We start from the raw sequence: 23,928 nt of genomic DNA, 5'->3' as shown, positions 1-23,928 counted from the left end.
CCCACAAGGGGGAGGGGAGAGCGCTCACCCAGAAAAGCAGGTGCAACGGCGTCGTGTTGATTAGTCGGCCCGAGAGAGGAGCCCTCGCGCTAGCCCTAACTAAGCGCCGACTTCAGCCGGTCGAGCCCCTTGGCCACATCGCCCTTGATGTGGACGCGCAGGGCCCGGCGGCCGCGATCGGACAGGACGCCGAAATCGCCCCGCGCCTGGGCGGCGATCACGGTGGCAAAGCCCAGGCTGCGGCCGGGAATCGGGAGGTCGGGCGCCTCCGAGGTGATCTGGAGGAAGACGCCGCTGTCGGGCCCGCCCTTGTAGGCCTGGCCGGTCGAGTGCAGGAAGCGCGGCCCGAACTCGGCGCAGGTCGCGACGTGCTTGGCCTCGCGAAGCGCCAGCCGGGTCTCCTGGAGCACCGCCAGATGCTCCGGGTTGCGGGTGACGTAGGCGAGTAGCGCGACGTAGTCGCCGGCCCCGATCCGCCCGGCTTGCGCCTTGATCCAGCTCACCGGGTCGGAGCCGGCGCCGGCCTTGCGCAAGGCGTCGGCATTGGCCGCGTCGGTGTAGAGCGCGAAGGTGTCGTCCTCCGCCACCGGCGTCTCGGCCGGGAGCGCGCCGTCCTTCTCGGCGGCCGAGAACAGTTCGCGGGTCTTGATCTTGCTCGCCTCGACGTCGGGCTGGTCGAACGGGTTGATGCCGAGCACCGCGCCCGCCACCGCCGTCGCGATCTCGAAGCGGAAGAATTCCTGCGGCAGATGCGCCTTCGAAGCGAGGTCGATCCGCACCACCGGGTGGCCGGCCTGTTCCAGGGCCGTCACGGCGGCGTCCTGGCCGGAATCGGGAGCGCCCTCCAGGCGCAGCTGGACGAAGACCCGGTCCTGACCGTAGGCGGCGGGTGCGGCGAGCGGCTCGTTGTCGATCGGGATGAGGCCCTTGCCCTCCTTGCCGGTCGATTCGGCGATGAGCTGCTCGGCCCAGGCGCCGAAGGTGTCGATGCCCTTCGAGGCGATCAGCGTGACCTTGTCGCGGCCCTGTTCGGTTGCCGCCTTGCCCAGCACCAGGCCGAGCTGCACGCCCGGGTTCAGGTCCGGCGGCACGTCGGAGCCGCAGGAGCGCACCATGGTGCGGGCGCTCTCCAGGAACGCCCTCACGTCGAGGCCCATCGCGGCGGCCGGCACCAGGCCGAAGGCCGAGAGCACGGAGTAGCGCCCGCCGATCTGCTTCACGCCGTAGAAGATGCGCCGGAAGCCGTCGTCCTTGGCGGCCTTCTCCATCGCCGAGCCCGGATCGGTCACGGCGACGAAGTGGCGGCCGGCCTTGTCATGCCCGACCACGTCGCGCATCCGGCCGAGGAAGTAATCGCGGAAGACGTTGGGCTCGAGGGTCGAGCCCGATTTCGAGGCGACGATGAACAGCGTGCGCTCGAGGTTCACCGCGGCCTCGACCGCCCGGACCTCGTCCGGATCGGTCGAATCGAGGATGCGCAGGCGCGGGAAGCCGGGCTGCTGTCCGAAGGTCTCAGCCAGAACTTCCGGGCCGAGGCTGGAGCCGCCCATGCCGAGCACCACCGCATCGGTGAAGCCTTCCTGCTTCACCTCAGTCGCGAAGGCGGCGTAGTCGGCGGCCTTCGCCAGCTCGTCCTCGACGATGGTGAGCCAGCCGAGCCACTGCGCCTCGTCGGCGCCGCTCCAGACGCTCGCATCGCGCTGCCACAGGCGGCGCACGAGGCCGTCCTTGCGCCAGGTCTCGATGGCCTTCTTCACCGGCTCGTCGAGGCTGCCGAGCGCCAGCGCCTGCCGGTCGAGGCCATTCCCTAGAAATGTCTGGCGCTTGCCGGCGACGGCACCCAGCAGCTTGTCGGCGGCGTCGACGAAGAGCTGCACGCCCTCCTCGACGAGCTGGCGCGCCACCGCGTCGAGGTCGATGCCGGTCTTGGCGAGATCGGCGAGCACCCGCTCGGCCTCGTCGACGCCCTCTTCCAGGCTCGCCCGTACCGTGCCGTGGTCGCGGAACGCATCCATCGTCGCCGGCGGGATGGTGTTGACGGTGTTGGGGCCGATCAGCTCCTCGACGTAGAGCACGTCGGAATAGGCCTTGTTCTTGACGCCGGTCGAGGCCCAGAGCAGGCGCTGCGGATGGGCGCCCTTGGCGGCGAGCTTGTCCCAGCGGGTGCCGGAGAACAGGCGCTTGTAGCGCCGGTAGGCGAGCTTGGCGTTGGCGATCGCGACCTTGCCCTTGAGGCCTTCGAGCGCCGCCTTGTCGCCACCCGCCGCGACCTTCTCGTCCAGAAGTTTGTCCACCGCCGCGTCGATGCGGCTGATGAAGAAGCTCGCCACGCTGGCGACCCGGGCGACGTCGCCGCCCGCGGCCGCGAAGCGTTCCAGGCCCTCGATATAGGCGTTGGCGACCTGCTCGTAGGCGTCCTGCGCGAAGAGCAGCGTGACGTTGATGTTGATGCCGTCCGCCGTGAGGTCGCGGATCGCCGGGATGCCCTCGGGCGTCGCCGGCACCTTCACCATCAGGTTGTCGCGGGCGACCGCCTTGTGGAGGCGGCGCGCCTCCTCGAGCGTCTCGGCGGTGTTCAGCGCCAGGTAGGGCGACACTTCCAGGCTGACGAAGCCGTCCTGCCCGCCGCTCGCGTCGAAGACCGGGCGCAGCACGTCGGCCGCCGCCTGGATGTCGGCGATGGCCAGACCCTCGTAGAGGTCGATCACCCGCTCGTCGCCCGCCGCCTTGATGGCGTCGTCGTACTCGTCCGAGTGGCCGATCGCCTTCTCGAAGATCGCCGGGTTGGAGGTGACGCCGCGCAGCCCGTCTTCGTCGACCAGGCGTTTGAGCCCGCCCTCCTGAACGAAGCCCCGGGCCACGAAATCGAGCCAGACGGCCTGGTCCTGTTCGGCGTGCAGTTTCTTGAGCGGGTTCATGCCTGGGTCTCCGCGTGGTTGTCGCAGATGTGGACCGCAGGTGGGTTCTGTCCAGAGGGAGAGGTGAGGGAAGCTTGACCGTAGGGTCGAAAAACGGTGCGCCGGATCGAACGTCAGCGCTTCGCGGGCCAGAACGCCGTGATCGCGACCAGCACCCAGCCGACGATCAGGATCATGCCGCCGCTCGGCGCCGCCATCGGGAAGAGCGGCACCTGGAGGAGGGCCCGGACCGACAAATCGCCGGAGAACAGCGCGAGACCGAGCGCGAGCGCGAAGCCGGCGATCCGCACCGGGATCGGATGCGCCCGCCCGCTGCCGGCGAGCAGCGCGAGTCCGAGGAGGGCGGGGGCATGGAACAGCAGGAACTGCGCCGCCGTGGCGAGGCTCGTCGCCCCGGCGATGTGGGCGGCGGCTGCCGAGAGGCCGACGCCGAGCGCGCCGGCGAGGCCGGCGAGCGCGATCAGCATCCGGTCGGCCGGATGCATCACGCTTCCCCGCGCTCGGAGAGAAGCCGGGCGATGCTGGCGCGCAGCTCGGTCACGCCGTCATCGGTGCGGCTCGAGGTCAGGATGATCTCCGGATAGGCCGCCGGCCGCCGGGCGATCGCCGTCCTCGTCGCGTCGAGCCGGGCCTCGATCTCGTGCTTCTTGAGCGCGTCCGATTTCGTCAGCACGATCTGGTAGGAGACCGCGGCCTTGTCGAGACCGTCCAGCACCTCGGCGTCGATCGGCTTGATGCCGTGGCGCGAGTCGATCAGCACGTAGACCCGGGCGAGGTTGGCCCGGCCGCGCAGGTAGTCGTGGATCAGCTCGGTCCAGGCCGCCACCTTCGCCTTCTCGACCGCGGCGTAGCCGTAGCCCGGCATGTCGACGAGGACGAGCTTGCCGCCGCCTATGTCGAAGAAGTTGAGCTGCTGGGTGCGCCCCGGCGTGTGCGAGGTGCGTGCCAGCGCGTTGCGGCCGGTGAGCGCGTTGATCAGGCTCGACTTGCCGACGTTGGAGCGGCCCGCGAAGGCGATCTCGTGCCCCCGCATCGGCGGCAGGATCGCGAGCTTGTCGGCGGCGTAGAAGAAGTCGGCCGAGCCGGCAAAGAGCAGCCGCCCCGCTTCGCGCAGGGCGGCTTCCTTCTCGGCCTCCGTTTGAGGCTCGTGCTGCATCAGCTCTTCGCAGCCTTGGGTGCGCGGGAGAACGTCGAGCGCAGGTTGTCCCACAACTCCACCTTCACCCCGTTGCGCCGCATGATCACGTATTGCTGGATCACCGACAGGGTGTTGTTCCAGGCCCAGTAGATCACCAGGCCGGCGGGGAACGAGCCGAGCATGAAGGTGAAGATGATCGGCATGAAGGTGAAGACCTGGGCCTGGACCGGGTCCGGCGGCGCGGGGTTCATCTTCATCTGCACGAACATCGTCACGCCCATGATGAGCGGCCAGATGCCGAGGTGGAGGAAGTCCGGCGGCGTGTAGGGCAGGAGGCCGAACAGGTTGAACAGCGAGGTCGGGTCCGGCGCCGCGAGGTCGCGGATCCAGCCGAAGAACGGCGCGTGCCGCATCTCGATGGTGACGAACAGCACCTTGTAGAGCGAGAAGAAGACCGGGATCTGCACCAGCACCGGCCAGCAGCCGGCGACCGGGTTGATCTTCTCCTTCTTGTACAGCTCCATCATCGCCTGCTGCTGCTTCACCTTGTCGTCGCCGTAGCGCTCGCGGATCGCCGTCATCTCCGGCTGGACGGCCTTCATCTTGGCCATCGAGACGTAGGAGCGGTTGGCGATCGGCAGGAACAGCAGCTTCAGCAGGAAGGTGACGATCAGGATCGAGACGCCGAAGTTGCCGAAGAGCCGGTAGAAGAAGTCCAGCGCCTTGAACATCGGCTTGGTGATGAAATAGAACCAGCCCCAGTCGATGAGCAGGTCGAAGCGCTTGATGCCAAGCGACTTCTCGTAGCCGTCGATGGTGCCGACCTCCTTGGCGCCGGCGAAGAGGCGCTGCTCCGACGACACGGTGGCGCCGGGGGCGAGCTGCTTGGCCTCGCCGAGGCTGCTCGCCTGGTAGACCTTGGTCGCGCCCTCGTCGCGCTCGGTGAACGAGCCGGTATAGGGCGTCTTCTGGTCGGGAATCGCGGTGGCGGCCCAGTACTTGTCGGTGATGCCGAGGAAACCGCCGGTCACGCCGGTCCAGGACAGGCCGCGGGTGCCCGGGGTGCCGAGGGGGTTCTCCTTGCCGAGCTTGTCGTAGGTGTATTCCTGCAGGCCCTTGTCGCCGAGCACGCCGATCATGCCCTCGTGGAGCACGTAGTAGCCCTGCGTGTGCGGCTTGCCCCAGCGCGAGACGAGGCCGTAGGGCAGGAGGCTGACGGCGTTGGCGCCCTTGTTCTCGACCGTGTCGGCGATCGTGAACATGAACTTGTCGTCGACCGAGATGGTGCGGCGGAAGGTCAGGCCGGCGCCGTTGTCCCAGGTCAGCACCAGGGGCTTCTCGGGCGTGAGCACGTCGCCCTCGGCGGTCCAGAGCGTGTCGCCGCCCGGCAGCGCACCGGCATTCTGTCCCACCCAGCCGAACTCGGCGTAGTACGGGTTGGCCGAGCCGGTCGGCGAGAGCAGCTCGATGCGCGGCGACGAGTTGTCGACGGTCTCGTGGTAGTTCTTCAGCAGCACGTCGTCGATGCGGCCGCCCTTGAGCGCCACCGAGCCGGCGAGCGCCGGAGTGTCGATGCGAACCCGCGGCGAGCGGGCCAGCGCCTCGGCGCGGTTGGCCGCGAGCGCCGGGCTGCCGCCGGGCGCGCCCGGCAGGGTGCCGGGCAGCGGGCTGGCCGGACCGCCCTCGCGCGGGCTCGCCGCCGGGCCGTCCTTCGCCGCCTGCGCCTGCTTGGCGGCCTGCTCCTGCCGCTGGCGCTCCACCTGCGGCGCGCTGACGAAGTAGTTCCAGCCGAGGAGCACTGCCAGCGACAGCACCACGGCGATGATCATGTTCGTCTTGTCGTTACTCATGGACCCGCGACGCCTGCCGCCAAAAGAGCGGGGCCGACGGACGGGCCAAGGCGGCCCGCGCGCATCCGGCCCTCACGACCAACACGACGAGGCGATTCCGGCTTCCCGGGACCGCCTCACGAATTCCGTTTCGGGGGCGCGCCCTGCGGCGCGGCTTCGGTCCCGCCCGGGCCCCGCGTCCCGCCGCGGCCCCGTCCCCCGCTGCGTGCGGGGCGACCGGTGTCCTTCGAGGGATCCCGCGGCGCTTTCGGCTTCGTCACCACGCCGAGGGCCTGCCGGACGTCGTCGACCAGCTGGGCGAAGGACGCCGAGAGGGCGTCGCGCCGGCCGATCAGCACGACGTCGGCGGGCTTGTCCCGCTGCGCCGGCCCGGCCTGCATCGCCGCGATCTGCGCCGCGACCTTGAGGCGGCGGCGGATGCGGTTGCGCTCGGTGGCGTGGCCCTCGCGCTTCGTCACGGTGAAGCCCACGCGCAGGCCGCCCGGCGGTCCATCGTCCCGCAGGCGGCCCTGCGCCGTCAGGCGCTCGGTATGGAAACGGCGGCCCTTGGCCGCCGCCAGATAGTCCGGGCGCCGGGTGATCCGGCCGACCGGCGGTTCACCGCCGGGCATCGCGGCGCGCTCGGGCACCGCGGGATGCCCTTACGCCGACAGGCGCTTGCGGCCGCGGGCGCGGCGGGCGGCGATGACCTTGCGGCCGCCGACGGTGGCCATGCGGGCACGGAAGCCGTGGCGGCGCTTGCGCACGAGCTTGGACGGTTGATAGGTTCTCTTCACGGCATGTCTCCGAAGGCCGGGGCCGGCCGCGCCTGTGGCGCCGCCGAGGCCCTCGTGGTCCAGAATGTCTCGACGAAAGCGAACCGCGCCCGAATGGGGCGCGGTCACGTCGCGCCGGTGTATGGCGGAATGGCCCCTGCGAGTCAATCGCGTTAAGGATCCGCCCGGGGCCCGGCAAGGACCGCCGGACCATCGTTTTTCAAGGGAGATGCCGATGTTCGACGAGGCCGAGCGCGGGACGCGGCCGCGCAACGTCCACGAGATCGGTCAGGACCTCTCGGTCCTGTCGGTCTCCGACCTCGACGAGCGGATCGAGGCCCTGCGCCGGGAGATCGCCCGGCTCGAGGAGGATCGCCGCCGCAAGCAGGCCTCGCAGGAAGCGGCGCGGGCGGCATTCAAGTTCTGAGGCCGTCCCGGTCCCGGAGCGGGACGTGTCCGGGCGCGGCCGTTCCGGATCGGGACGGCGGGGCGGGATCGGAGAGGCCCGGCACCGATCGCATTCGTCGGCGCGCGCGGCCGGGGCACTCATGATGCGCGGTCCACGCTCCAACTCGGTCTAACGGGGCTTTCGTCCCGGCGATGCCGCCGCGGACGCAGGCTGGCCGGCGACGGAAAGAGGTGCGGGTTCCTCCCTCACCGCCCGTAGGGAGAGGGGAACCCGCGTCTTTCCTTTCACGGGCCGCCTTGCCTCTCCGGGGGAGGGGAGGTGCCCGATCTCGAATCCGTCGGTTCGTCCGGTCCGATTCCCTGCCGTCGCCCCGCCATCCCCTTGCCGCCCCGCCGCTTCCCCGGCGAACGACCGACAGCGTTAACCATTTTTTAAGCCTTCCGGGCGATAACCAAGCCGGTCCAGCTTTCTGGATGTCGAGTGGTTTTTCTGTCCACTCTGTTTGATGCCTCCCTGTACGACTCTTTCGCCGCCCCACCGGGGCGGCTTTCTTTTTTTCCGCTCCGATTTCTCCACAGCTCCGGGATCGTCCGTCCCCCGGCCGCGTTGACGTTAAGGTTAACTTTTCGTTGACGGCGCGCCGCTCGCCCGATGGCGCTATCGTTGCGCCAGTCAGCCCGAGCGCACCGTGAATGTCCCGTATCGAGGCGGGACCGGCGTCGCGGTGGCACAGGAGGGATCATGGGCGTGATGGACGTGATGTTTCGGGACGAGCAGCCCACCGTGCGGTTCGGCGAGACCTTCGTGGCCTCCGAGAGCTTCAAGCTGCTGTTCCGCGAGGGCATGACCCTCGTCGAGGAGACCGCGGCCTATCTCGACGGGCCCGGCCGGGACGAATCGCGCCTGCTCGCCCGCCACGCCGCCCTGACCTATGCCAGCGAGAGCATGCGGCTCACCACCCGGCTGATGCAGATCGCGTCCTGGCTCCTGGTGCAGCGCGCGGTCTCCGAGGGCGAGCTGAGCCTGAGCGAGGCCGCCGAGGAGAAGACCCGGGTCCGCCTCACCACCGCGGAGACGAACGAGGCCGCCCCGGTCCTCGTCGCCGAGCTGCCGCTGTCGCTCCAGGCCCTGATCGGCCAGTCGAAGCGGCTGCATGCCCGTATCCTGCACCTCGACCGGCTGATCTCCGACGACCGTCCGACCCCCGAGCCGCGGGTGAGCCCGGTCTTCGCCCAGCACGACATGCTGCGCGTCGCCTTCGGCTGACACCGGCGTCGCACCTGACAGATCGCATCACCGGCCTGTCCCGACGGGGCAGGCCGGTGATGCGTGTCGCATCGGGCGGGGAGGGTGGTTCCGCGCGCTCGGCGGCGGTTGCGCAGGAGAGGCAGGCACGAAAAAAGCCCCGGCCGTGAGGCCGGGGCTTTTTTCGCGCGAAGCAGCGGCCCTGAGGCGTACTTCCTGGGGCTTACTTCTTGCTGAACGAGATGCCGGCGAAGCGCGAGTTGAAGCGCGAGAGGCGGCCGCCGCGATCCATGAGCTTCTGCTCGCCGCCGGTCCAGGCCGGGTGCGTGCTCGGATCGATGTCGAGGTTCAGGGTGTCGCCCTCCTTGCCGTAGGTGGAGCGGGTCATGAACGAGCTGCCGTCGGTCAGCACCACCTTGATGAAGTGGTAATCCGGGTGCTCGGTCGCCGTGCGGGCCACCTTGGGGGTCGCGACCGACTTGCCGGCGGGGACCGCCTGCTTGGCGGCGGGGGCTGCTTGCTTTGCCATGACGAATTCCTAAAGAGTGCGACCCGCGCCGAACGCTCCGCTTCGGGCCGCGGCCATTGATCGCGCGTAATCGGATGAGCGGCGGCCTATACCTCACCTCCGTGCGCCAAACAAGCGCCGGCACCCGGACAGCACGACACCCGCACATGGCACGCTAGATGGCACGATCCCCTGCACGACCCGAGACGGCCCGTCCCCGCGCCGCCCTGGGGGCGTTGAAGCCCCTCTTTCCCTTCGCGGCGCGCTACAAGGGCCGGATCGCCGCGGCGATCGTCGCGCTCGTGGCCGCCTCCGGCGCGACCCTGGTGGTGCCGATCGCGGTGCGGCGGGTGGTCGATCTCGGCTTCGTGCACCACGTGCCGGGCGTGGGCGAGGTCGGGATGATCGACGCCTATTTCGGCGGGCTGATCGGCGTGGTGGCGGTGCTCGCGGTGGCGAGCGCGGCCCGCTACTACTGCGTCGTCACGCTGGGCGAGCGGGTGGTGGCGGATCTGCGCGCCGCGGTGTTCGCGCGCCTCACCACCCTCGATCCCGCCTTCTTCGATCGGGCGCGCAGCGGCGAGCTGGTGTCGCGCCTCACCGCGGATGCCGCGCAGGTGAAGTCGGTCTTCGGCGTCTCGCTCTCGATCCTCCTGCGCAACCTCTTCCTGTTCGCCGGCGCGATCGGCATGATGGTATGGACGAGCCCGCGGCTCTCGGTGCTGGTGCTCGCCGCGATCCCGCTGATCGTCTTCCCGCTGATTCTCTCGGGCCGCGGCGTGCGGCGGCGCTCGCGGGCCGCGCAGGACCGGCTCGCCGACGCCTCGGCCTTCGCCACCGAGGCGGTGGGCGCGGTGCGCACCATGCAGGCCTTCGGCATGGCGTCGGCCACCGCGCGGCGCTTCGCCGCCGCCTCCGAGGAGGCGTTCCTGGCCTCCCGCGCCTCCGCGCGGGCGCGGGCGCTCCTCACCGGCGTCGCCATCTTCCTGATCTCGGCCAGCGTCGTCGGGGTGCTGTGGTACGGCGCGCAAGGGGTCGCCGCCGGCACGCTCTCGGCCGGCCAACTGTCGCAGTTCGTGCTCTACGCGGTGTTCGGCGCCAGCGCGCTCGGTCAGCTCTCCGAGGTCTACGGCGAATTGACCCTCGCGGCCGGCGCCGCCGAGCGCCTCGCCGAGATCCTCGACACCGTGCCGGCGATCGGCGCTCCCGACCGGCCTCGCGCCCTGCCGGCCCCGCCGCGCGGCGAGATCGCCTTCGAGCGGGTGCGCTTCCATTATCCGACCCGGCCCGAGCTGCCGGCCCTGCACGACCTCAGCTTCACGGTGGCGCCGGGCGAGCGCGTCGCCCTTGTCGGCCCCTCGGGCGCGGGCAAGAGCACGGTGCTGCAGCTGCTGCTGCGCTTCTACGACCCGGAATCCGGCACCGTGCGGGTGGACGGCGTGCCGGCCGACGCGGCCGAGCCCGAGGCCCTGCGTGCCCGCATGGCCCTGGTGCCGCAGGACCCGACCGTGTTCAGCGGCAGCATCCTCGACAACATCCGGTACGGCCGGCCCGAGGCCAGCGAGGCCGAGGTCGAGCACGCCGCCGCGCAGGCCCATGCCGACGGCTTCATTCGCGCCCTGCCGCAGGGCTACGCCACCCTCGTGGGCGAGCGCGGCGTCACGCTGTCGGGCGGCCAGCGCCAGCGCATCGCGATCGCGCGGGCGATCCTCAAGGACGCCCCGATCCTGCTCCTCGACGAGGCGACCTCCGCGCTCGACGCCGAGAGCGAGCGGGCGGTGCAGGCCGCCCTCGACGTGCTGATGAAGGACCGGACGACGCTGGTCATCGCCCACCGCCTCGCCACCATCCGGGCCGCCGACCGCATTCTGGTGATGGAGGACGGCCGCATCGCCGAGCAGGGTACCCACGACGCGCTGCTGTCTCGCGGCGGGCTCTACGCCCAGCTGGCGGCGCTGCAATTTGGGGCCGGGGCGGACCTGTCCGGGGAGCGGCAGGTCGCGGAGGTGTAGACCCGCGCAAGGGAGGAATCGCGCGCTCTTCCCACGAACGGCATGACCCCCCCGCGACAGTCCGGGTCCGTCCGAGCGGAACCCGGAATGTCGCGGAGGGGGAAGGAACGAAGCGGGGTGCGTTCCGCTCTCTTCCGAGCGTCCTGCGTTTCCGGATCCCGGGCTCCGCTTCGCGGCCCCGGGATGACCCGGAGCGCGGCAGGAGCGCTCGGTGGGGATTTGAAACCTCAGCGCTCCGTCAGCTTCATCTCGATCCGGCGGTTGCGCGCATAGGCCTCCTCGCTCGTCCCGGATTCGAGAGGCTGGAACTCGCCGAAGGCGCCGGCGAGCAGCCGCTGGGGCGGGATGCCCTTGCCCACGAGGTACTGCACCACCGCGATGGCGCGGGCGGCCGACAACGCCCAGTTCGACGGGAATTGCGGGGAGTTGATCGGTCGCGCGTCGGTGTGCCCGTCGACCCGCAGCACCCACGGGATGTCGGCCGGGATCTGGCGGTTGAGTTCCAGGATGGCGCTGGCGATCCGGTCGATCTCCGGGCCGGCCTCGGGCTTCAGCACCGCCTGGCCGGCGGAGAACAGCACCTCGGATTGCAGCACGAAGCGGTCGCCGACGATGCGGATGTCGGGGCGGTTGCCGAGGATCTGGCGCAGGCGCCCGAAGAAGTCGGAGCGGTAGCGCGCCAGTTCCTGCACCCGCTGCGCCAGCGCCACGTTGAGCCGGCTGCCGAGGTCGGCGATGCGGGCCTGGCTCTCGCGGTCGCGGGTCTCGGAGGCGGCGAGCGCGTCCTCGAGGGCGGCGAGCTGCTGGCGCATCGCCGAGATCTGCTGGGTGAGGAGGTCGACCTGGCTCAGCGCCCGGGCGCTGGTGCCCTTCTCGGCGTCGAGCTGACGGCCGAGCTCCGCCGCCTTGCCCTCGGCGCCCTGGCCGCTGGCCAGCAGCCCCTGGAGGCGCTTCCTCTCGGCTTCCGATCCCGACAGGTTCGCCCGCAGGGAGGCCGCGCTCTCCTCCAGCGCCCGCTTGCCCGAGCGCTCCAGCGCCAGGAGGTCGGTGAGTTCCGAGATCTGGCGGTTCAACCGCTCCAGCACCGTGTCACGGCCCGACAATTCCTGCGACAGGAAGAACTGGCCGGTGACGAAGATGGTCAGCAGGAAGACGACCGAGAGCAGCAGCGTCGTCAGGGCGTCGACGTAGCCGGGCCAGACGTTGAGGGCGCGGTCGCGCCGGACGAGGCGGCCGGCCATCAGGCGGGGTCTCCGGCGCTCACTCCACCTTCTCCCGGGCGAGGCGGTCGAGCACCTGCTTCAGCTCGCGCTCGCGGTTGGCCTGGGCCTCGACCCAGTCGCGGATCATCTGCTGCTCGGCCCGCATGTGCTGGACGAGGCCCTGGATGCCCTCGGCGAGGTTGGCCATCGCCTGGGTGCTCGCCCGGCTGTGGGCGGTGCCGTCGCCGACCAGCGTGCCGAGCCGCGTCATCGCGTCGGCGACCTCCTTCAGGGCGGTCTCGCTCCTCTGGTCGCGGGGCGCGGGCTCGGGCGGGCGCGGGGCGGTGCCGGCGAGGGCGGCCGCTGCCGCCGGTACCGTCACGGGGACCGGCACCGGCGCGGGCGCCGGCCCGGCGGCGGTGACGAGCCAGTCCTCCAGCTCGTTGTAGAACCGGGTATGGGCCTGGCCCGCCTGGAGGTCGAGGAAGCCGATCACCAGCGAGCCGGCAAGGCCGAACAGCGAGGCCGAGAAGGCGAGGCCGATCCCCGACAGCGGTACCGCGAGCCCGCTCTTGAGCTCGTCGAACATCACCGCGGCGTCGCCCCCGCCCGCCCGCATCGAGCGGATCACGCCGCCCACTGCCGAAAGGGTGTCGATCAAACCCCAGAAGGTGCCGAGCAGGCCGAGCAGGATCAGGAGCCCGCCGACGTAGCGCAGGATCTCGCGCCCCTCGTCGAGGCGCGAGGCCACCGTGTCGAGGAGCGGCTGGAACTGTCCTTGCGGGTGGGGCCGTCCGTCCTTCGCCTCCCGCAGGGCCGGCGCCAGGGCGGCGAGCACCCGGGGGGTGCCCGGATCGGGCCCGCCCGTCGCCGTGCGGTTGGCGAAGCGCACCTCGCGGAAGAGCCGCTGCACCTGCCCGAAGGCCATCACGATGGCGATCAGCGTCGCGCCGAGGATCAGGCCGTTGAGGCCCGGATTGGCCATGAAGGCCGGGACGATCTGGCGGTACAGCACGAAGGCCAGGAACCCGGCCAGGACCAGGAAGACCACCATGCGGATGAGATAGATCCGCGGCGAGGTCAGGGGAGGGGACGCAGCGCTCGCCGCCATCGCGGGCCGTACTCACTGTGGCGGACGGGGCCCGATCGCGCCGCGCCCGGGATGCCGGGTCGCCGCCGACCTCGAGAATTCCCTCAAGGCAGCGGCGCCGTCACTGTGCCGGGTGCCGCCGGGGCGATCAAGCCGGCGCCGGACTTGTCCTGCCCCGGTCGCATCGTCCGAAAGTGCTTAGTCCCAGTGCCGCGGCCAGGTTTCCTCGAGATGCGGCCCGAGGCGCACCGGGCTCACCCGCCGGGCAAGACCGGTGGCATCGTCGGTCTCGACCGCGATGCCGCAGAGCGTGCCCTCGCCGGTCGCGGCTTCGAGCCGGCTGCCGGGGGTCTTCTGCAGGAAGCGGCGCACCGGCTCGTCCTTCTGCATGCCGAGCACCGAATCGTAGTCGCCGCACATGCCGACATCCGACATGTAGGCGGTGCCGCCCGGCAGGATGCGGTGGTCGGCGGTCGGGACATGGGTGTGGGTGCCGACGACCAGGCTCGCCCGCCCGTCGAGGAACCAGCCGAAGGCTTCCTTCTCGCTCGTCGCCTCGGCATGGACGTCGACGATCACCGCGTCGGCGGCGTCGCGCAGCGGGCAGGCCGACAATTCGCGCTCGGCCGCCGCGAAGGGATCGTCGAGGGGGTCGAGGAAGATCCGCCCCATCACGTTGACGACGAGGACCCGGGCACCGCTCTGCGTCTCGACCACCGTGGCGCCGCGGCCGGGCGTGCCGGGCGGGTAGTTGGCCGGTCGCACCAGCCGCGGCTGGCGGGCGATGAACACCATTGCCTCGCGCTGATCGAAGGAATGGTTGCCGAGCGTCACCGCGTCCGCCCCGGCATTGATCAGCTCGTCGCAGATGCTCTCGGTGATGCCGAAGCCGCCGGCGGCGTTCTCGCCGTTGATCACCACGCAATCGAGGCGCCAGCGCTCGCGCAGGGCCGGCAGACGCTCGCTCACCGCGAGCCGGCCGGGCCGGCCGACGACGTCGCCGAGGAAGAGAAGGCGCATGGCGGTGTTCAGTCTCCGGTGGGGTGGATCAGGCCCGCCTCGGTGACGATGCCGTCGAGGGCCCGGTCGTACGGGCCGTCCGGTACGACGGGGATCTCCTGGGCCGAGAAGGCGATGCCGATGGCGAGCGCGCGCTCGCGCGCGTCGAGGCGGGCGAGCGCCCGGTCGTAATAGCCCTTGCCGTACCCGATGCGGTGGCCGCGCCGGTCGAAGGCGGCGAGCGGCACCAGCAGCGCGCGGGGATCGACCGCCGGCGCGTCCGGCCCGGGCTCGCTCAGGCCGAAGCCGCCGTGGCTCAGCGCGTCGCCCTCGGCCGCGAGACGGAACACCAGGCCGTCGGGCGTCACCTGCGGCAGCGCCACCGCCTGGCCGCGGGCCCGCAGAGCCGCGATCAGCGGCCGCACGTCGACCTCGCTGCGGATCGGCCAGTAGGCCGACACCACCTCGGCGCGGGCGATATCCGGGAGGGAGAGGACGATCTCGGCGATGCGACGGGAGGCGGCGTTTCGCGCCTCGACCGTCAGCCCGTCCCGCCGCGCCAAGGCCGCCTTGCGCAAGGTCGCCTTCGAGGAATCGGGGGAAGCGTCGATCGTCATCAGTATCCAGCGCGGGGCCACGAGAGCCGTTGGAGAATCGATCCCGGGAAACCTACGAAGTAGGTGGGCGCCGTTATGCCCCGGTCCACGGACCAGGGCAGTGACAGCTCCCGAGGGAGTCGATAAGGCCCCGGGGAATGTGTCTCCTGACGAGAGCCGCAGCCCCGCCGACCTCATGTAGCGCCGCGACGCCCGTTGCGAAAGGGGGCGGTCCGGGGGATTTGGAGGCAGGCGCGGGCGTGGAACCTCCCCGGAGCCGCCCGCCCGTCCACCATCTCCGCCACGGATCGCACTACGGATCGCACCGCCATGAGCTTCAAGGCCCTCCTCGCCCCCGTCTTCGTCCAGGTCCTGTTGACCTTCGTCCTCCTGTTCTGGACCGGGCGGGTGCGCTTCGCGGCGGCGCGGGCGGGGGCCGTACAGGTGAAGGACGTCTCGCTCGGCGAGCGGACCTGGCCGGCGCCGGTGCAGCAGGTCTCGAACGCCTTCGCCAACCAGTTCGAGCTGCCGGTTCTGTTCTACGTCGTCGTCGGGCTCGCGCTGGCGACCCGGCAGACCGACACGCTGTTTATCGGCCTCGCCTGGCTGTTCGTGCTGACCCGGATCGTGCATGCCGGCATCTACGCCACCAGCAACGTGGTGATCCGGCGCTTCCAGGCCTTTCTCGCCGGGGCGCTCGTGCTGCTGGCGATGTGGTTCGTCCTCGCTCTCAAGATCCTGCTCGCCTGACGGCGGGATCCTGCTCGCCTGATTGCCCGGAAACGGGCGGCGGGGCGATGCGCCTCCTCGCCTTGGCGGCGCGAGGAGGCTAAGGGGGCGGCTTCAGTAGCGCGGGGCCCGCGGCGGCGGGTTGCCGTATTCGAGCTGCGTCTTGGCGTCGTAGGGCCGGGGCGGCGGCGGGGTCAGGTCGACGGCCGGCGCCGCCGGGGCGGTGGCGCAGGCGCCGGCCGACAGCGCGATCAACGCGGCCAGACTCACGGCGAGGGCGGACGGAATGGGACGACGGATCATGCGGGCGGTACTCCGGTCTTCGGGAACGAACGGCCAAGGTGTCGGGACCGTCCGGGCCGAAAGCTTGGCCGTGTTGCGCCGGTCCCGCGGCACGACCGTGGCGGTTTCGCGATGACCCCCGGCGCCCGCCTCTCCGCCGCCATCGAGGTCCTGGCCGACATCGCCGAGCGTCGCCGCCCGGTCGCCGACGCCCTCAAGGATTGGGGCCTCGCCCACCGCTTCGCCGGCTCCGGCGACCGCGCCACCATCGCCACCCTGGTCTACGACGCCCTGCGCCGCCGCGCCTCCGCGGCCTGGATCATGGGCGAGGACTCTCCCCGCGCCGTGCTGATCGGCTCGCTGCGCCTCCAGCGCGGCCTCGCCGCCCAGACCATCGCCGACCTCTTCACCGGCGAGCGCTTCGCCCCCGCCCCGCTGACCGAGGCCGAGCGGCACCGGCTCGAGACCGGCACCCTGGCGGAGGCGCCGGTCCACGTCGCCGGCGACGTGCCGGAATGGATCGTGCCGTCGCTGGCGGCGGCCTTGGGCGACGACCTCCTGCCCGAGTTGCGGGCGCTCGCCCGCCGGGCGCCCCTCGACATCCGGGTCAACACCCTGAAGGCGAACCGGGACACGACCCGGGAGGCGCTCGCCCATCTCGACGCGGAGCCGACGCCGCTGGCGCCCGACGGCTTGCGGGTGCCGCTCGGCGAGGACGGGCGCGGCCCGGCTTTGCATGTCGAGCCGGAATTCCTCGACGGCTGGTTCGAGATCCAGGACGAGGGCTCGCAGCTCGCCGCGCGGCTCTCGGGCGCGAGGCCCGGCATGACGGTGATCGATCTCTGCGCCGGCGGCGGCGGCAAGACCCTGGCCCTCGCCGCCCTGATGAGGAACGAGGGAAGGCTGATCGCCACCGACGGCGATCCGCGCCGCCTCGCGCCGATCCACGAGCGCCTGCGCCGGGCGGGGGCGACGGCGGAGATCCGCACGCCGCGCGGCGGCAAGGGCCGTCCCGACGTGATGGCCGACCTCGACGGCACCGCCGACCTCGTCCTCGTCGACGCGCCCTGCACCGGCGCGGGCACCTGGCGGCGCAACCCGGACGCGAAGTGGCGCCTGCGCACCGGCAGCCTCGCGACCCGGGTCGCCGAGCAGGAGGCGGTGCTCGACCGCGCGGCACGCCTGGTCCGCCCGGGCGGACGGATCGTCTACGTCACCTGCTCGCTCCTGCCGGAGGAGAACGACGCGGCGGTGGCCGGGCTGGCGGCGCGGCGCGACGACGTCGCCCTCCGCCCTCTCGACCTGCCGCCGGACCTCGCCGAGCGGGTGCGCCGCACCGCCCACGGCATCCAGATGAGTCCGGAGCGGACCGGCACCGACGGCTTCTATGTCGCCCTCCTGGAACGCGGGCCCGGCTAAGCAGATTTCGCCGAAGTGGTTACCGGTTCGGCGCCGAAAATCTGCGGCAAAACAAGAATCTAAGCGGGCGAAGCGTTGGCCTGCCAACGCAAGTCCGCTTGGTTCCGACGATCACGCTCGGGACTCTCCGTCCCGGCCGGTATTTTTCTGCCGTGCATCCGCGGCAGCTTGGCGTATGCCAAGTGGACGAGGGGTCACCCCGGCCGGCACGCCTTCCCGCGTCGTCGGGTCTTCGAGAGTGTCGGACGGTCGGCATGCTGCTGCATCGCAGGACGTTGCTCACGGGAGCGGCCGCCCTCGCCGTCGCGCCGGAGGCCGTGGCGCAAGGAATCGGGGCAGCGGGGACCGCCGCTCCGGGGGCCATCGCCCAGCCCGCCGTCCCGCCGGCCGGTGGGGCGGGCCTCGTCGGGCATGACGCGCCGCCGCAGGCCGCGCCGGGCTCCGCCCTCGAGGTGCTGCGCCTCTGGCCCGGCACGCCGCCGGGGGGAGGGGGGCCGAACCCCGAGGGCCCGCGCTTCGACGAGAGCCGCGAGGGCGTGGTCACCGGCGTCGCCGAGCCCTGCCTGCTGGTGATGCGCCCGGCCAAGCCCACCGGAAGCGCGATGGTGATCGCCGCCGGCGGCGGCTACCGCCGCATCGATCTCGGCCACGAGGCGGTGCCGGTCGGTCTCTGGCTCAACGGCCTCGGCGTCACCGCCTTCGCGCTGGTCTACCGCCTCCCCGGCGAGGGCTGGGCCGCGGGCGCCGACGCGCCGATCCAGGACGCCCTGCGGGCGGTGCGGCTCGCCCGTGCCCGGGCCCGCCGCTACGGCTACGAGCCGAACCGGATCGGGGTAATGGGTTTCTCCGCCGGCGGCCACCTGATGGGCTCGGCCAGCACCCGCTTCGCCTCGCCGCTCTATCGGCCGGTGGACGAGGACGACGCGCTCTCGGCCCGGCCCGACGTCGCGGCACTGATCTACCCGGTCATCACCCTCAAGCCCCCCTTCGACCGCACGTCGAGCCGTCGCGTCCTCGTCGGCGACAGCCCGACCCGCGTCGCCACCGACGCCTATTCGGTCGAGACCCACGTCCCGCCCGAATCACCCCCGACCTTCCTCGCCCAGGCCGCCGACGACCCGATCGCGGTCGTCGACAATTCCCTGCTGATGTTCTCCGCGCTCAGGGCCGTCGAGGTGCCGGTGGAGATGCACCTGTTCGAGCGCGGCGGCCACGGCTTCAATCTCGGCGTGCCGGGTTCGCCGGCCGCCGCCTGGCCCGGCTTGTTCGCCACCTGGGCACGGCGGCGGGGATTCATCCGGGCGTGAGAAACCGGGTTTTCGAACTCGGGCGATCTATCAGGCGTGTCCTCACCATACCGTCGACTCCAATCCCGATTGACACGGCGTCCGGCCGCGCCGCATCATCCGGCCCGTGAGCGAACTTCCCCCCGACCCGAACCTGTCCGCCCCCCTCGGCCACCTGGAGGGCGATGCCCCGCCGGCCCCCGACTGGTTCCGGGACGCGGTCGCGGTCGCGCCGGAGGTCGGGCGCGTCACGGTCAAGGGGGCCGGCATCGAGACCTTCGCCTGGGGTGAGCGCGGCCGTCCGGGGCTGCTGCTGCTCCACGGCAACGGGGCGCATGCGGGCTGGTGGCGCTTCATCGCCCCGTTCCTCGCAGGCCACTATCGCGTCGCGGCCCCGTCCTGGTCGGGCATGGGCGGATCGGACTGGCGCGAGACCTACGACCTCGACACCTTCGCCGACGAGATCGAGGCCGTAGCGACCGAGGCCGGCCTGTTCGCGGCGGGCCCGCCGGTGATGGTCGGCCATTCCTTCGGCTGCTTCCCGATGCTGACCGAGGCGGGGCGCGAGGCCGGCCGCTGGCGCGGGGCGGTGATCGTCGATCCGCCGATCTTTTCCCCCGAGCGCCGCACCGGGCGCCGGCGCGAGGACGGGCGCTTCGCGCCGCACCGGATCTACCCGACCCTGGAGGCGGCGCTCGCCCGGTTCCGCTTCGCACCGATGCAGCCCTGCGAGACGCTCTACGTCGCCGATCTCATCGCGCGGGAATCGTTGAAGGAGGTCGCGGGCGGCTGGAGCTGGCGCTTCGACCCCTCGCTCTGGGCCCGCCTCGTCCTGCCCGATCGGGCCGCGATGGTGCGGGACGCCCGCTGCCCGCTCGCCCTCGTCACCGGCGACCGGTCGGACCTGATGCGGCCGGCGGACGCGGCCTATGTCCAGGGCCTGCTGCCGCCGGGCTCGCCCCGGATCGACCTGCCGGAGGCCTATCACCACGTCATGGTTGACCAGCCGCTCGCCTTCGTGGCCGCCCTGCGCGCCCTGCTGGCGGCTTGGCCGTCATGACAACTCGGCTCTCATGGAAAAAAGGGCGGCCCCGCCCGGGGCCGCCCTCTCGAATCTCGGTGCGGGACGCGGTGCGCGTCAGAAGCAGCGGCGCACCTTGCGCACCACCACCCGGCCGAAGGGCCCCCGGGTCCGGGTCACCTTGACCACGCAGCGGGGACCGCGACGGACCACCCGGCGGGTGACGTACTGCGCCTGATCGACCGAGGCCGCGGGCGCGACGGTGCCGCCGGGGACGACCGGCATGGCCGAGGCGGGCGCCAGGCTCAGGCCGGTGGCGAGGGTGGCGGCGATCCCGAGGACGATGGCTCGCATGGCGAGGCTCCTTGTCTGGTGGGTTGGGGGCGTCTCCCTCACCGTTAGCGCATGAACGTCCGGTTAATGCCGTGGACGCACCGTGGCCCCGCCATCGCGACGCGTTGCGTGCGGGGCGGCCCTCGTCTAACTCATCGTCCCATGACGACCGAGCACGACAAGATCCTCATCATCGACTTCGGCAGCCAGGTGACCCAGCTCATCGCCCGACGGGTGCGTGAGGAGGGCGTCTACTCCGAGATCGTCCCGTTCCAGGCGGCCGAGGCGGCCTTCGCGGCGATGAAGCCCAAGGCGGTGATCCTGTCGGGCGGACCGGAATCGGTCACGGTCGAGTCCTCGCCGCGGGCGCCGCAAGGCGTGTTCGAGGCCGGCGTGCCGGTGCTCGGCATCTGCTACGGCGAGCAGACCATGGCGGCCCAGCTCGGCGGCGAGGTCGAGGGCGGGCACCACGCCGAGTTCGGCCGGGCCGAGGTCGAGATCATCGCCGACAGCGCGCTCTTCCGCGGCGTCTGGCATGTCGGCGAAAAATATCCCGTCTGGATGAGCCACGGCGACCGGGTGACGAAGCTGCCCGACGGCTTCACCACCGTGGCGATCTCGCCCAACGCTCCCTTCGCGGCGGTGGCCGACGAGGCCCGCCGATTCTACGCGGTGCAGTTCCACCCCGAGGTCGCCCACACCCCCCACGGCGCGCTCCTCATCCGCAACTTCGTGCGCGACATCGCCGGCTGCACCGGCGACTGGTCGATGGCCGCCTTCCGCGAGGAGGCGATCGAGCGGATCCGCGCCCAGGTCGGCGGCGCCAAGGTCCTGTGCGGCCTCTCGGGCGGCGTCGATTCGGCGGTGGCCGCGGTGCTGATCCACGAGGCGATCGGCGATCAGGTCACCTGCGTCTTCGTCGATCACGGCCTGCTGCGCCAGGGCGAGGCCGAGGAGGTGGTGCGCCTGTTCCGCGACCACTACAACATCCCGCTCGTCCACGTCGAAGCCTCCGATCTGTTCCTCGGCGAGCTCGCCGGGGTCACCGACCCGGAGGTGAAGCGCAAGACGATCGGCCGCCTGTTCATCGACGTGTTCGAGGCCGAGGCCAAGAAGATCGGCGGTGCCGACTTCCTGGCGCAAGGGACGCTCTACCCGGACGTGATCGAGAGCGTGTCGTTCACCGGCGGTCCGTCGGTGACGATCAAGAGCCACCACAATGTCGGCGGCCTGCCCGCCCGCATGAACATGAAGCTCGTCGAGCCCCTGCGCGAGCTGTTCAAGGACGAGGTCCGGGTGCTCGGCCGCGAGCTCGGCCTGCCCGAGGCCTTCGTCGGCCGCCATCCCTTCCCCGGACCCGGCCTCGCCATCCGCTGCCCCGGCGAGATCACGGGCGAGAAGCTCGACGCGCTGCGCAAGGCCGACGCGATCTACCTCGAGGAGATCCGCAAGGCCGGGCTCTACGACACGATCTGGCAGGCCTTCGCGGTGATCCTGCCGGTCAAGACCGTCGGCGTGATGGGCGATGGGCGTACCTACGACCACGTCTGCGCCTTGCGCGCCGTCACCTCGGTCGACGGCATGACGGCGGATTTCTATCCCTTCGACATGGCGTTCCTGGGCCGCGTCGCGACCCGGATCATCAACGAGGTCAAGGGCATCAACCGGGTCACCTACGACATCACGTCGAAGCCCCCCGGCACGATCGAGTGGGAGTGATACGAAATCCGGAGCTGGCGCCCCGGTCTCGTATCAGGATCCCGCGCGGTGGAGCTGTCGCCCCTCTGCATCTGAGTGAAGCCGGTTTCCGCATCGCGACGCGAGCGATCGGAAGCCCTACGACCCAATGTCCGTGCCGATTCAAGCCGGACAGCCCGAGGTTCCGTCGCGGCGGCATGACCTTTCGTCCAGGCAGAACTTGCCGGGACCAGTAGGGTTAGGCCGATAAAGTGACTCAACGCTCGCGGATGAATCCCCTAATCTGTCGCATCGGTGTCGCGGGCAACGGAGCCCGGACCGGCGCGACGGAGCGTGCGACGATGTGGAGCGAGGCGAGCGCGGCGATGGCGGTCCAGACCGACGAGCCGATGACGGCCCCCGCCCTCCACGATGCCTATTGTACCCTCGTCTGGGGCGCGGCGGACCAGGCCCTGTGTCTCCTCGATACGGACGGGCGGGTCGCGGCCTGGAATCCCGGCGCCGAACGGCTCACCGGCTATCCGGCGGCGGAGGTCCTCGGCCGCGTCTTCGCGTATGGCGACGGGCCGGCCGGGGAGAGCGCCGCCGCCCTCGCGACGGCCCGCGAGAGCGGGCGCTACGAGACCGAGGGCTGGTGGCCGCGGCGCGACGGCAGCCGGTTCCGGGCCCACACCGTCATCGTGGCGATCCGCGACGGAGCGCGCCTCTCCGGCTACGCGCAGCTCATCCGCGAGGTGCCGGCCCGCAGCGAGCGCAGCGGCGAGATCGAGGCGGTGGCCCTGATCCTCGACCTCGCCCTCTCGACCATGTCGCAGGGCCTGTGCCTGTTCGATGCCGACCGCAAGGTGCGCCTGCTCAACCAGCGCTTCCACGAGATGTTTCCCGCCCCCGGGCGGGATCTCGTCGGCGCCCCGATCGAGGCGATCTGGGCGCTCGCCTTCGGCGGGCCCGAGGCCGGCCTCTGGGAGGGCGCCGCCCTGCTCGCCGGGCACCGGGGCTCGTTCGGCAACGGCGAAACCGTCGTGATGGCGACCTCCGACGACCGGGCGATCGCGCTCGTAAGGCGGGAGGTTCCGGGCGGGGCGTTCGTCGTCACCTTCGAGGACGTGACGCGCCAGCGCCGGGCCGAGGAGGAGATCAGCCGGCTCGCCCACCACGACGCCCTGACCGGCCTGCCCAACCGGGCGATGCTGTGGCGGCGCTTGGCGGAGAGCGCCGCCGACGGCGCCCTGCCGGCGGGCACGGCGCTGCTCTTCCTCGACCTCGACGGCTTCAAGGCGGTCAACGACGAGCTCGGGCACCAGGCCGGCGACGCGCTCCTGCAGCAACTGGCCGACCGGCTGCGGGCGGCCCTTCCGGAGCCGGGCCTCGCCGCCCGGTTCGGCGGCGACGAGTTCGCGCTGCTCCTGCCCGGGGGGGCGGGCGAATTGGCGGTGCCGCTGGCCGAGCGGCTGCTGCTCGAGCTCGGCCGCCCCTACGACATCGAGGGCCAGCCGGCGCGTCAGGTCACGGCCAGCATCGGCATCGCGCTCGCCGATGCCGCGGCGACGCCGGACACGATGCTGCGCCAGGCCGATTGCGCGCTCTACGCCGCCAAGGGCGCCGGCAAGGCCGCCTGGCGCCTGTTCACCCGGCGGCTGGAAACCGAGCGCAGCGACGAGATGCGCCTCGAGCGGGACCTGAGGCAGGCGATCGCCGCGGGCCAGCTCGCCCTGGCCTACCAGCCGATCATCGAACTGGCGCAGGGCTCGGTGAATGCCCGCGAGGCGCTCCTGCGCTGGACGCACCCGGAGCGCGGCCCGGTCTCGCCCCGGCGTTTCATCCCGATCGCCGAGAAGTCGGACCTGATCCGCGACCTCGGCCTGTGGGTGCTCGACGAGGCCTGCCGCGCCGCCGCGGCCTGGCCCGACCAGGCCCGGATCTGCGTCAACGTCTCGGTGCACCAGCTCGGCGACGGCAGCCTGCCGCGGGCGGTGCAGGACGTCCTCGCCCGCACCGGCCTGACGCCCCGGCGTCTCGAGATCGAGATCACCGAGACGGTGCTGAGCACCACCGCCGGCGGCATCGTCGACGACCTCCAGCGCCTGCACGCCATGGGGGTCAGCATCTCGCTCGACGATTTCGGCGTCGGGTTCTCGTCGCTCGCCCGGGTCCGCGCCTTCCCGATCGACCGCATCAAGATCGACGGCTCGTTCGTGCGCGACGCCGTCGACCGGCCGGATTGCCGGGCGATCGTCGGCATCGTGGCGGAACTCGGCCGCCGGCTCGGCATCGAGACGGTGGCGGAGGGGGTCGAGACCCCGGCCCAGCTCGCGGTGGTGCGCGAGGAGGGGTTCACGGAGGCGCAAGGCTACCTGTTCGGCCGCGCCGTCCTGCCGGCAGCCCCGGCGGTGCGTCCCGCCGGCGCGTAAGGCGACGCCCCGCCGAGAGGCGTCGCC

The 23,928-nt window shown here is 71.6% G+C and carries 22 protein-coding genes and 1 other RNA gene; 9 read left to right on the top strand and 14 right to left on the bottom strand.

Annotation, left to right across the window (positions count from 1 at the left end; all coding sequences use genetic code 11):
* Nucleotides 1–95: 95 nt before the first annotated feature.
* From QR78_RS18010 to rpmH, 6 genes are all read right to left on the bottom strand, one after another.
* On the bottom strand, nt 96–2,918 hold the full coding sequence (locus QR78_RS18010) for a bifunctional transaldolase/phosoglucose isomerase (RefSeq protein ID WP_048428933.1): 2,823 nt from the start codon (nt 2,916–2,918) through the stop codon (nt 96–98).
* Nucleotides 2,919–3,031: 113 nt separating this feature from the next.
* Complete coding sequence (locus QR78_RS18005) at nt 3,032–3,403, bottom strand: DUF423 domain-containing protein (protein WP_048428932.1); 372 nt, start codon at nt 3,401–3,403, stop codon at nt 3,032–3,034.
* On the bottom strand, nt 3,403–4,074 hold the full coding sequence (yihA, locus tag QR78_RS18000; protein ID WP_048428931.1) for a ribosome biogenesis GTP-binding protein YihA/YsxC: 672 nt from the start codon (nt 4,072–4,074) through the stop codon (nt 3,403–3,405). Before yihA ends, QR78_RS18005 begins: the two co-directional genes overlap by 1 nt.
* On the bottom strand, nt 4,074–5,906 hold the full coding sequence (yidC, locus tag QR78_RS17995) for a membrane protein insertase YidC (RefSeq protein ID WP_048428930.1): 1,833 nt from the start codon (nt 5,904–5,906) through the stop codon (nt 4,074–4,076). Before yidC ends, yihA begins: the two co-directional genes overlap by 1 nt.
* A 116-nt stretch (nt 5,907–6,022) precedes the next feature.
* Nucleotides 6,023–6,517, bottom strand: a complete 495-nt coding sequence (locus QR78_RS17990; protein ID WP_048428929.1) for a ribonuclease P protein component — start codon at nt 6,515–6,517, stop codon at nt 6,023–6,025.
* Between the two features lie 30 nt (nt 6,518–6,547).
* Nucleotides 6,548–6,682: a 50S ribosomal protein L34 gene (gene rpmH, locus QR78_RS17985; RefSeq protein ID WP_010300405.1), complete on the bottom strand. Its 135-nt coding sequence runs from the start codon at nt 6,680–6,682 to the stop codon at nt 6,548–6,550.
* Between the two features lie 214 nt (nt 6,683–6,896).
* Between rpmH and QR78_RS17980 the strand changes: the two genes are divergently transcribed.
* Together QR78_RS17980 and rcdA are read left to right on the top strand one after the other, a co-directional pair.
* Nucleotides 6,897–7,088: a DUF1192 domain-containing protein gene (locus tag QR78_RS17980; protein WP_048428928.1), complete on the top strand. Its 192-nt coding sequence runs from the start codon at nt 6,897–6,899 to the stop codon at nt 7,086–7,088.
* Between the two features lie 723 nt (nt 7,089–7,811).
* Nucleotides 7,812–8,336, top strand: coding sequence for a protease adaptor protein RcdA (rcdA, locus tag QR78_RS17975; RefSeq protein WP_048428927.1), 525 nt, complete (start codon nt 7,812–7,814; stop codon nt 8,334–8,336).
* A 202-nt stretch (nt 8,337–8,538) separates the two neighbouring features.
* Here the strand turns inward: rcdA and rpmE are convergent, their stop codons facing one another.
* Complete coding sequence (gene rpmE, locus QR78_RS17970) at nt 8,539–8,775, bottom strand: 50S ribosomal protein L31 (protein WP_048428937.1); 237 nt, start codon at nt 8,773–8,775, stop codon at nt 8,539–8,541.
* Nucleotides 8,776–9,002: 227 nt separating this feature from the next.
* On the opposite strand from rpmE, the gene QR78_RS17965 reads away from it, so the two are divergent.
* Nucleotides 9,003–10,835: an ABC transporter transmembrane domain-containing protein gene (locus QR78_RS17965; RefSeq protein ID WP_048428926.1), complete on the top strand. Its 1,833-nt coding sequence runs from the start codon at nt 9,003–9,005 to the stop codon at nt 10,833–10,835.
* Between the two features lie 227 nt (nt 10,836–11,062).
* Here the strand turns inward: QR78_RS17965 and QR78_RS17960 are convergent, their stop codons facing one another.
* The 5 genes from QR78_RS17960 to ssrS form a co-directional block, all read right to left on the bottom strand.
* On the bottom strand, nt 11,063–12,076 hold the full coding sequence (locus QR78_RS17960; protein ID WP_048428925.1) for a peptidoglycan -binding protein: 1,014 nt from the start codon (nt 12,074–12,076) through the stop codon (nt 11,063–11,065).
* A 19-nt stretch (nt 12,077–12,095) separates the two neighbouring features.
* The gene (locus tag QR78_RS17955; RefSeq protein WP_048428924.1) at nt 12,096–13,148 is read right to left on the bottom strand and encodes a MotA/TolQ/ExbB proton channel family protein; all 1,053 of its coding nucleotides are present in this window, start codon (nt 13,146–13,148) and stop codon (nt 12,096–12,098) included.
* Nucleotides 13,149–13,325: 177 nt separating this feature from the next.
* Nucleotides 13,326–14,147: a TIGR00282 family metallophosphoesterase gene (locus tag QR78_RS17950; RefSeq protein WP_048428923.1), complete on the bottom strand. Its 822-nt coding sequence runs from the start codon at nt 14,145–14,147 to the stop codon at nt 13,326–13,328.
* 8 nt (nt 14,148–14,155) lie between these two features.
* Nucleotides 14,156–14,743, bottom strand: coding sequence for a 5-formyltetrahydrofolate cyclo-ligase (locus QR78_RS17945; protein ID WP_048428922.1), 588 nt, complete (start codon nt 14,741–14,743; stop codon nt 14,156–14,158).
* A gap of 10 nt (nt 14,744–14,753) precedes the next feature.
* Nucleotides 14,754–14,911, bottom strand: a non-coding RNA gene (gene ssrS / locus QR78_RS32950) — 6S RNA.
* A 141-nt stretch (nt 14,912–15,052) separates the two neighbouring features.
* On the opposite strand from ssrS, the gene QR78_RS17940 reads away from it, so the two are divergent.
* Nucleotides 15,053–15,472 carry an MAPEG family protein gene (locus QR78_RS17940; RefSeq protein ID WP_048428921.1) on the top strand — a complete coding sequence of 140 codons (420 nt, stop codon included), beginning with the start codon at nt 15,053–15,055 and terminating at the stop codon, nt 15,470–15,472.
* Nucleotides 15,473–15,565: 93 nt separating this feature from the next.
* Here QR78_RS17940 and QR78_RS17935 read toward each other — a convergent pair whose 3' ends face one another.
* Nucleotides 15,566–15,754, bottom strand: coding sequence for a hypothetical protein (locus QR78_RS17935; protein ID WP_048428920.1), 189 nt, complete (start codon nt 15,752–15,754; stop codon nt 15,566–15,568).
* Nucleotides 15,755–15,865: 111 nt separating this feature from the next.
* Here QR78_RS17935 and QR78_RS17930 point away from each other — a divergent pair, with 111 nt between their 5' ends.
* The 3 genes from QR78_RS17930 (at nt 15,866) to QR78_RS17920 (ending at nt 19,498) form a co-directional block, all read left to right on the top strand.
* Complete coding sequence (locus QR78_RS17930) at nt 15,866–17,152, top strand: RsmB/NOP family class I SAM-dependent RNA methyltransferase (RefSeq protein ID WP_048428919.1); 1,287 nt, start codon at nt 15,866–15,868, stop codon at nt 17,150–17,152.
* A 254-nt stretch (nt 17,153–17,406) separates the two neighbouring features.
* The gene (locus QR78_RS17925; protein WP_048428918.1) at nt 17,407–18,459 is read left to right on the top strand and encodes an alpha/beta hydrolase; all 1,053 of its coding nucleotides are present in this window, start codon (nt 17,407–17,409) and stop codon (nt 18,457–18,459) included.
* A gap of 106 nt (nt 18,460–18,565) precedes the next feature.
* Nucleotides 18,566–19,498 (top strand): alpha/beta fold hydrolase, encoded by a 933-nt coding sequence (locus QR78_RS17920; protein ID WP_048428917.1) that lies wholly within the window; start codon nt 18,566–18,568, stop codon nt 19,496–19,498.
* Between the two features lie 78 nt (nt 19,499–19,576).
* Here QR78_RS17920 and QR78_RS17915 read toward each other — a convergent pair whose 3' ends face one another.
* Nucleotides 19,577–19,813, bottom strand: a complete 237-nt coding sequence (locus QR78_RS17915; protein WP_048428916.1) for a hypothetical protein — start codon at nt 19,811–19,813, stop codon at nt 19,577–19,579.
* Nucleotides 19,814–19,954: 141 nt separating this feature from the next.
* On the opposite strand from QR78_RS17915, the gene guaA reads away from it, so the two are divergent.
* Nucleotides 19,955–21,511, top strand: a complete 1,557-nt coding sequence (guaA, locus tag QR78_RS17910; RefSeq protein ID WP_048428915.1) for a glutamine-hydrolyzing GMP synthase — start codon at nt 19,955–19,957, stop codon at nt 21,509–21,511.
* 320 nt (nt 21,512–21,831) lie between these two features.
* The gene (locus tag QR78_RS17905; RefSeq protein ID WP_053220972.1) at nt 21,832–23,901 is read left to right on the top strand and encodes a putative bifunctional diguanylate cyclase/phosphodiesterase; all 2,070 of its coding nucleotides are present in this window, start codon (nt 21,832–21,834) and stop codon (nt 23,899–23,901) included.
* Nucleotides 23,902–23,928 lie beyond the last annotated feature (27 nt).

This window comes from Methylobacterium indicum (genome assembly GCF_001043895.1).
Classification (GTDB): Bacteria; Pseudomonadota; Alphaproteobacteria; order Rhizobiales; family Beijerinckiaceae; genus Methylobacterium; species Methylobacterium indicum.
This window is presented reverse-complemented; position numbering and strand designations above follow the sequence as displayed.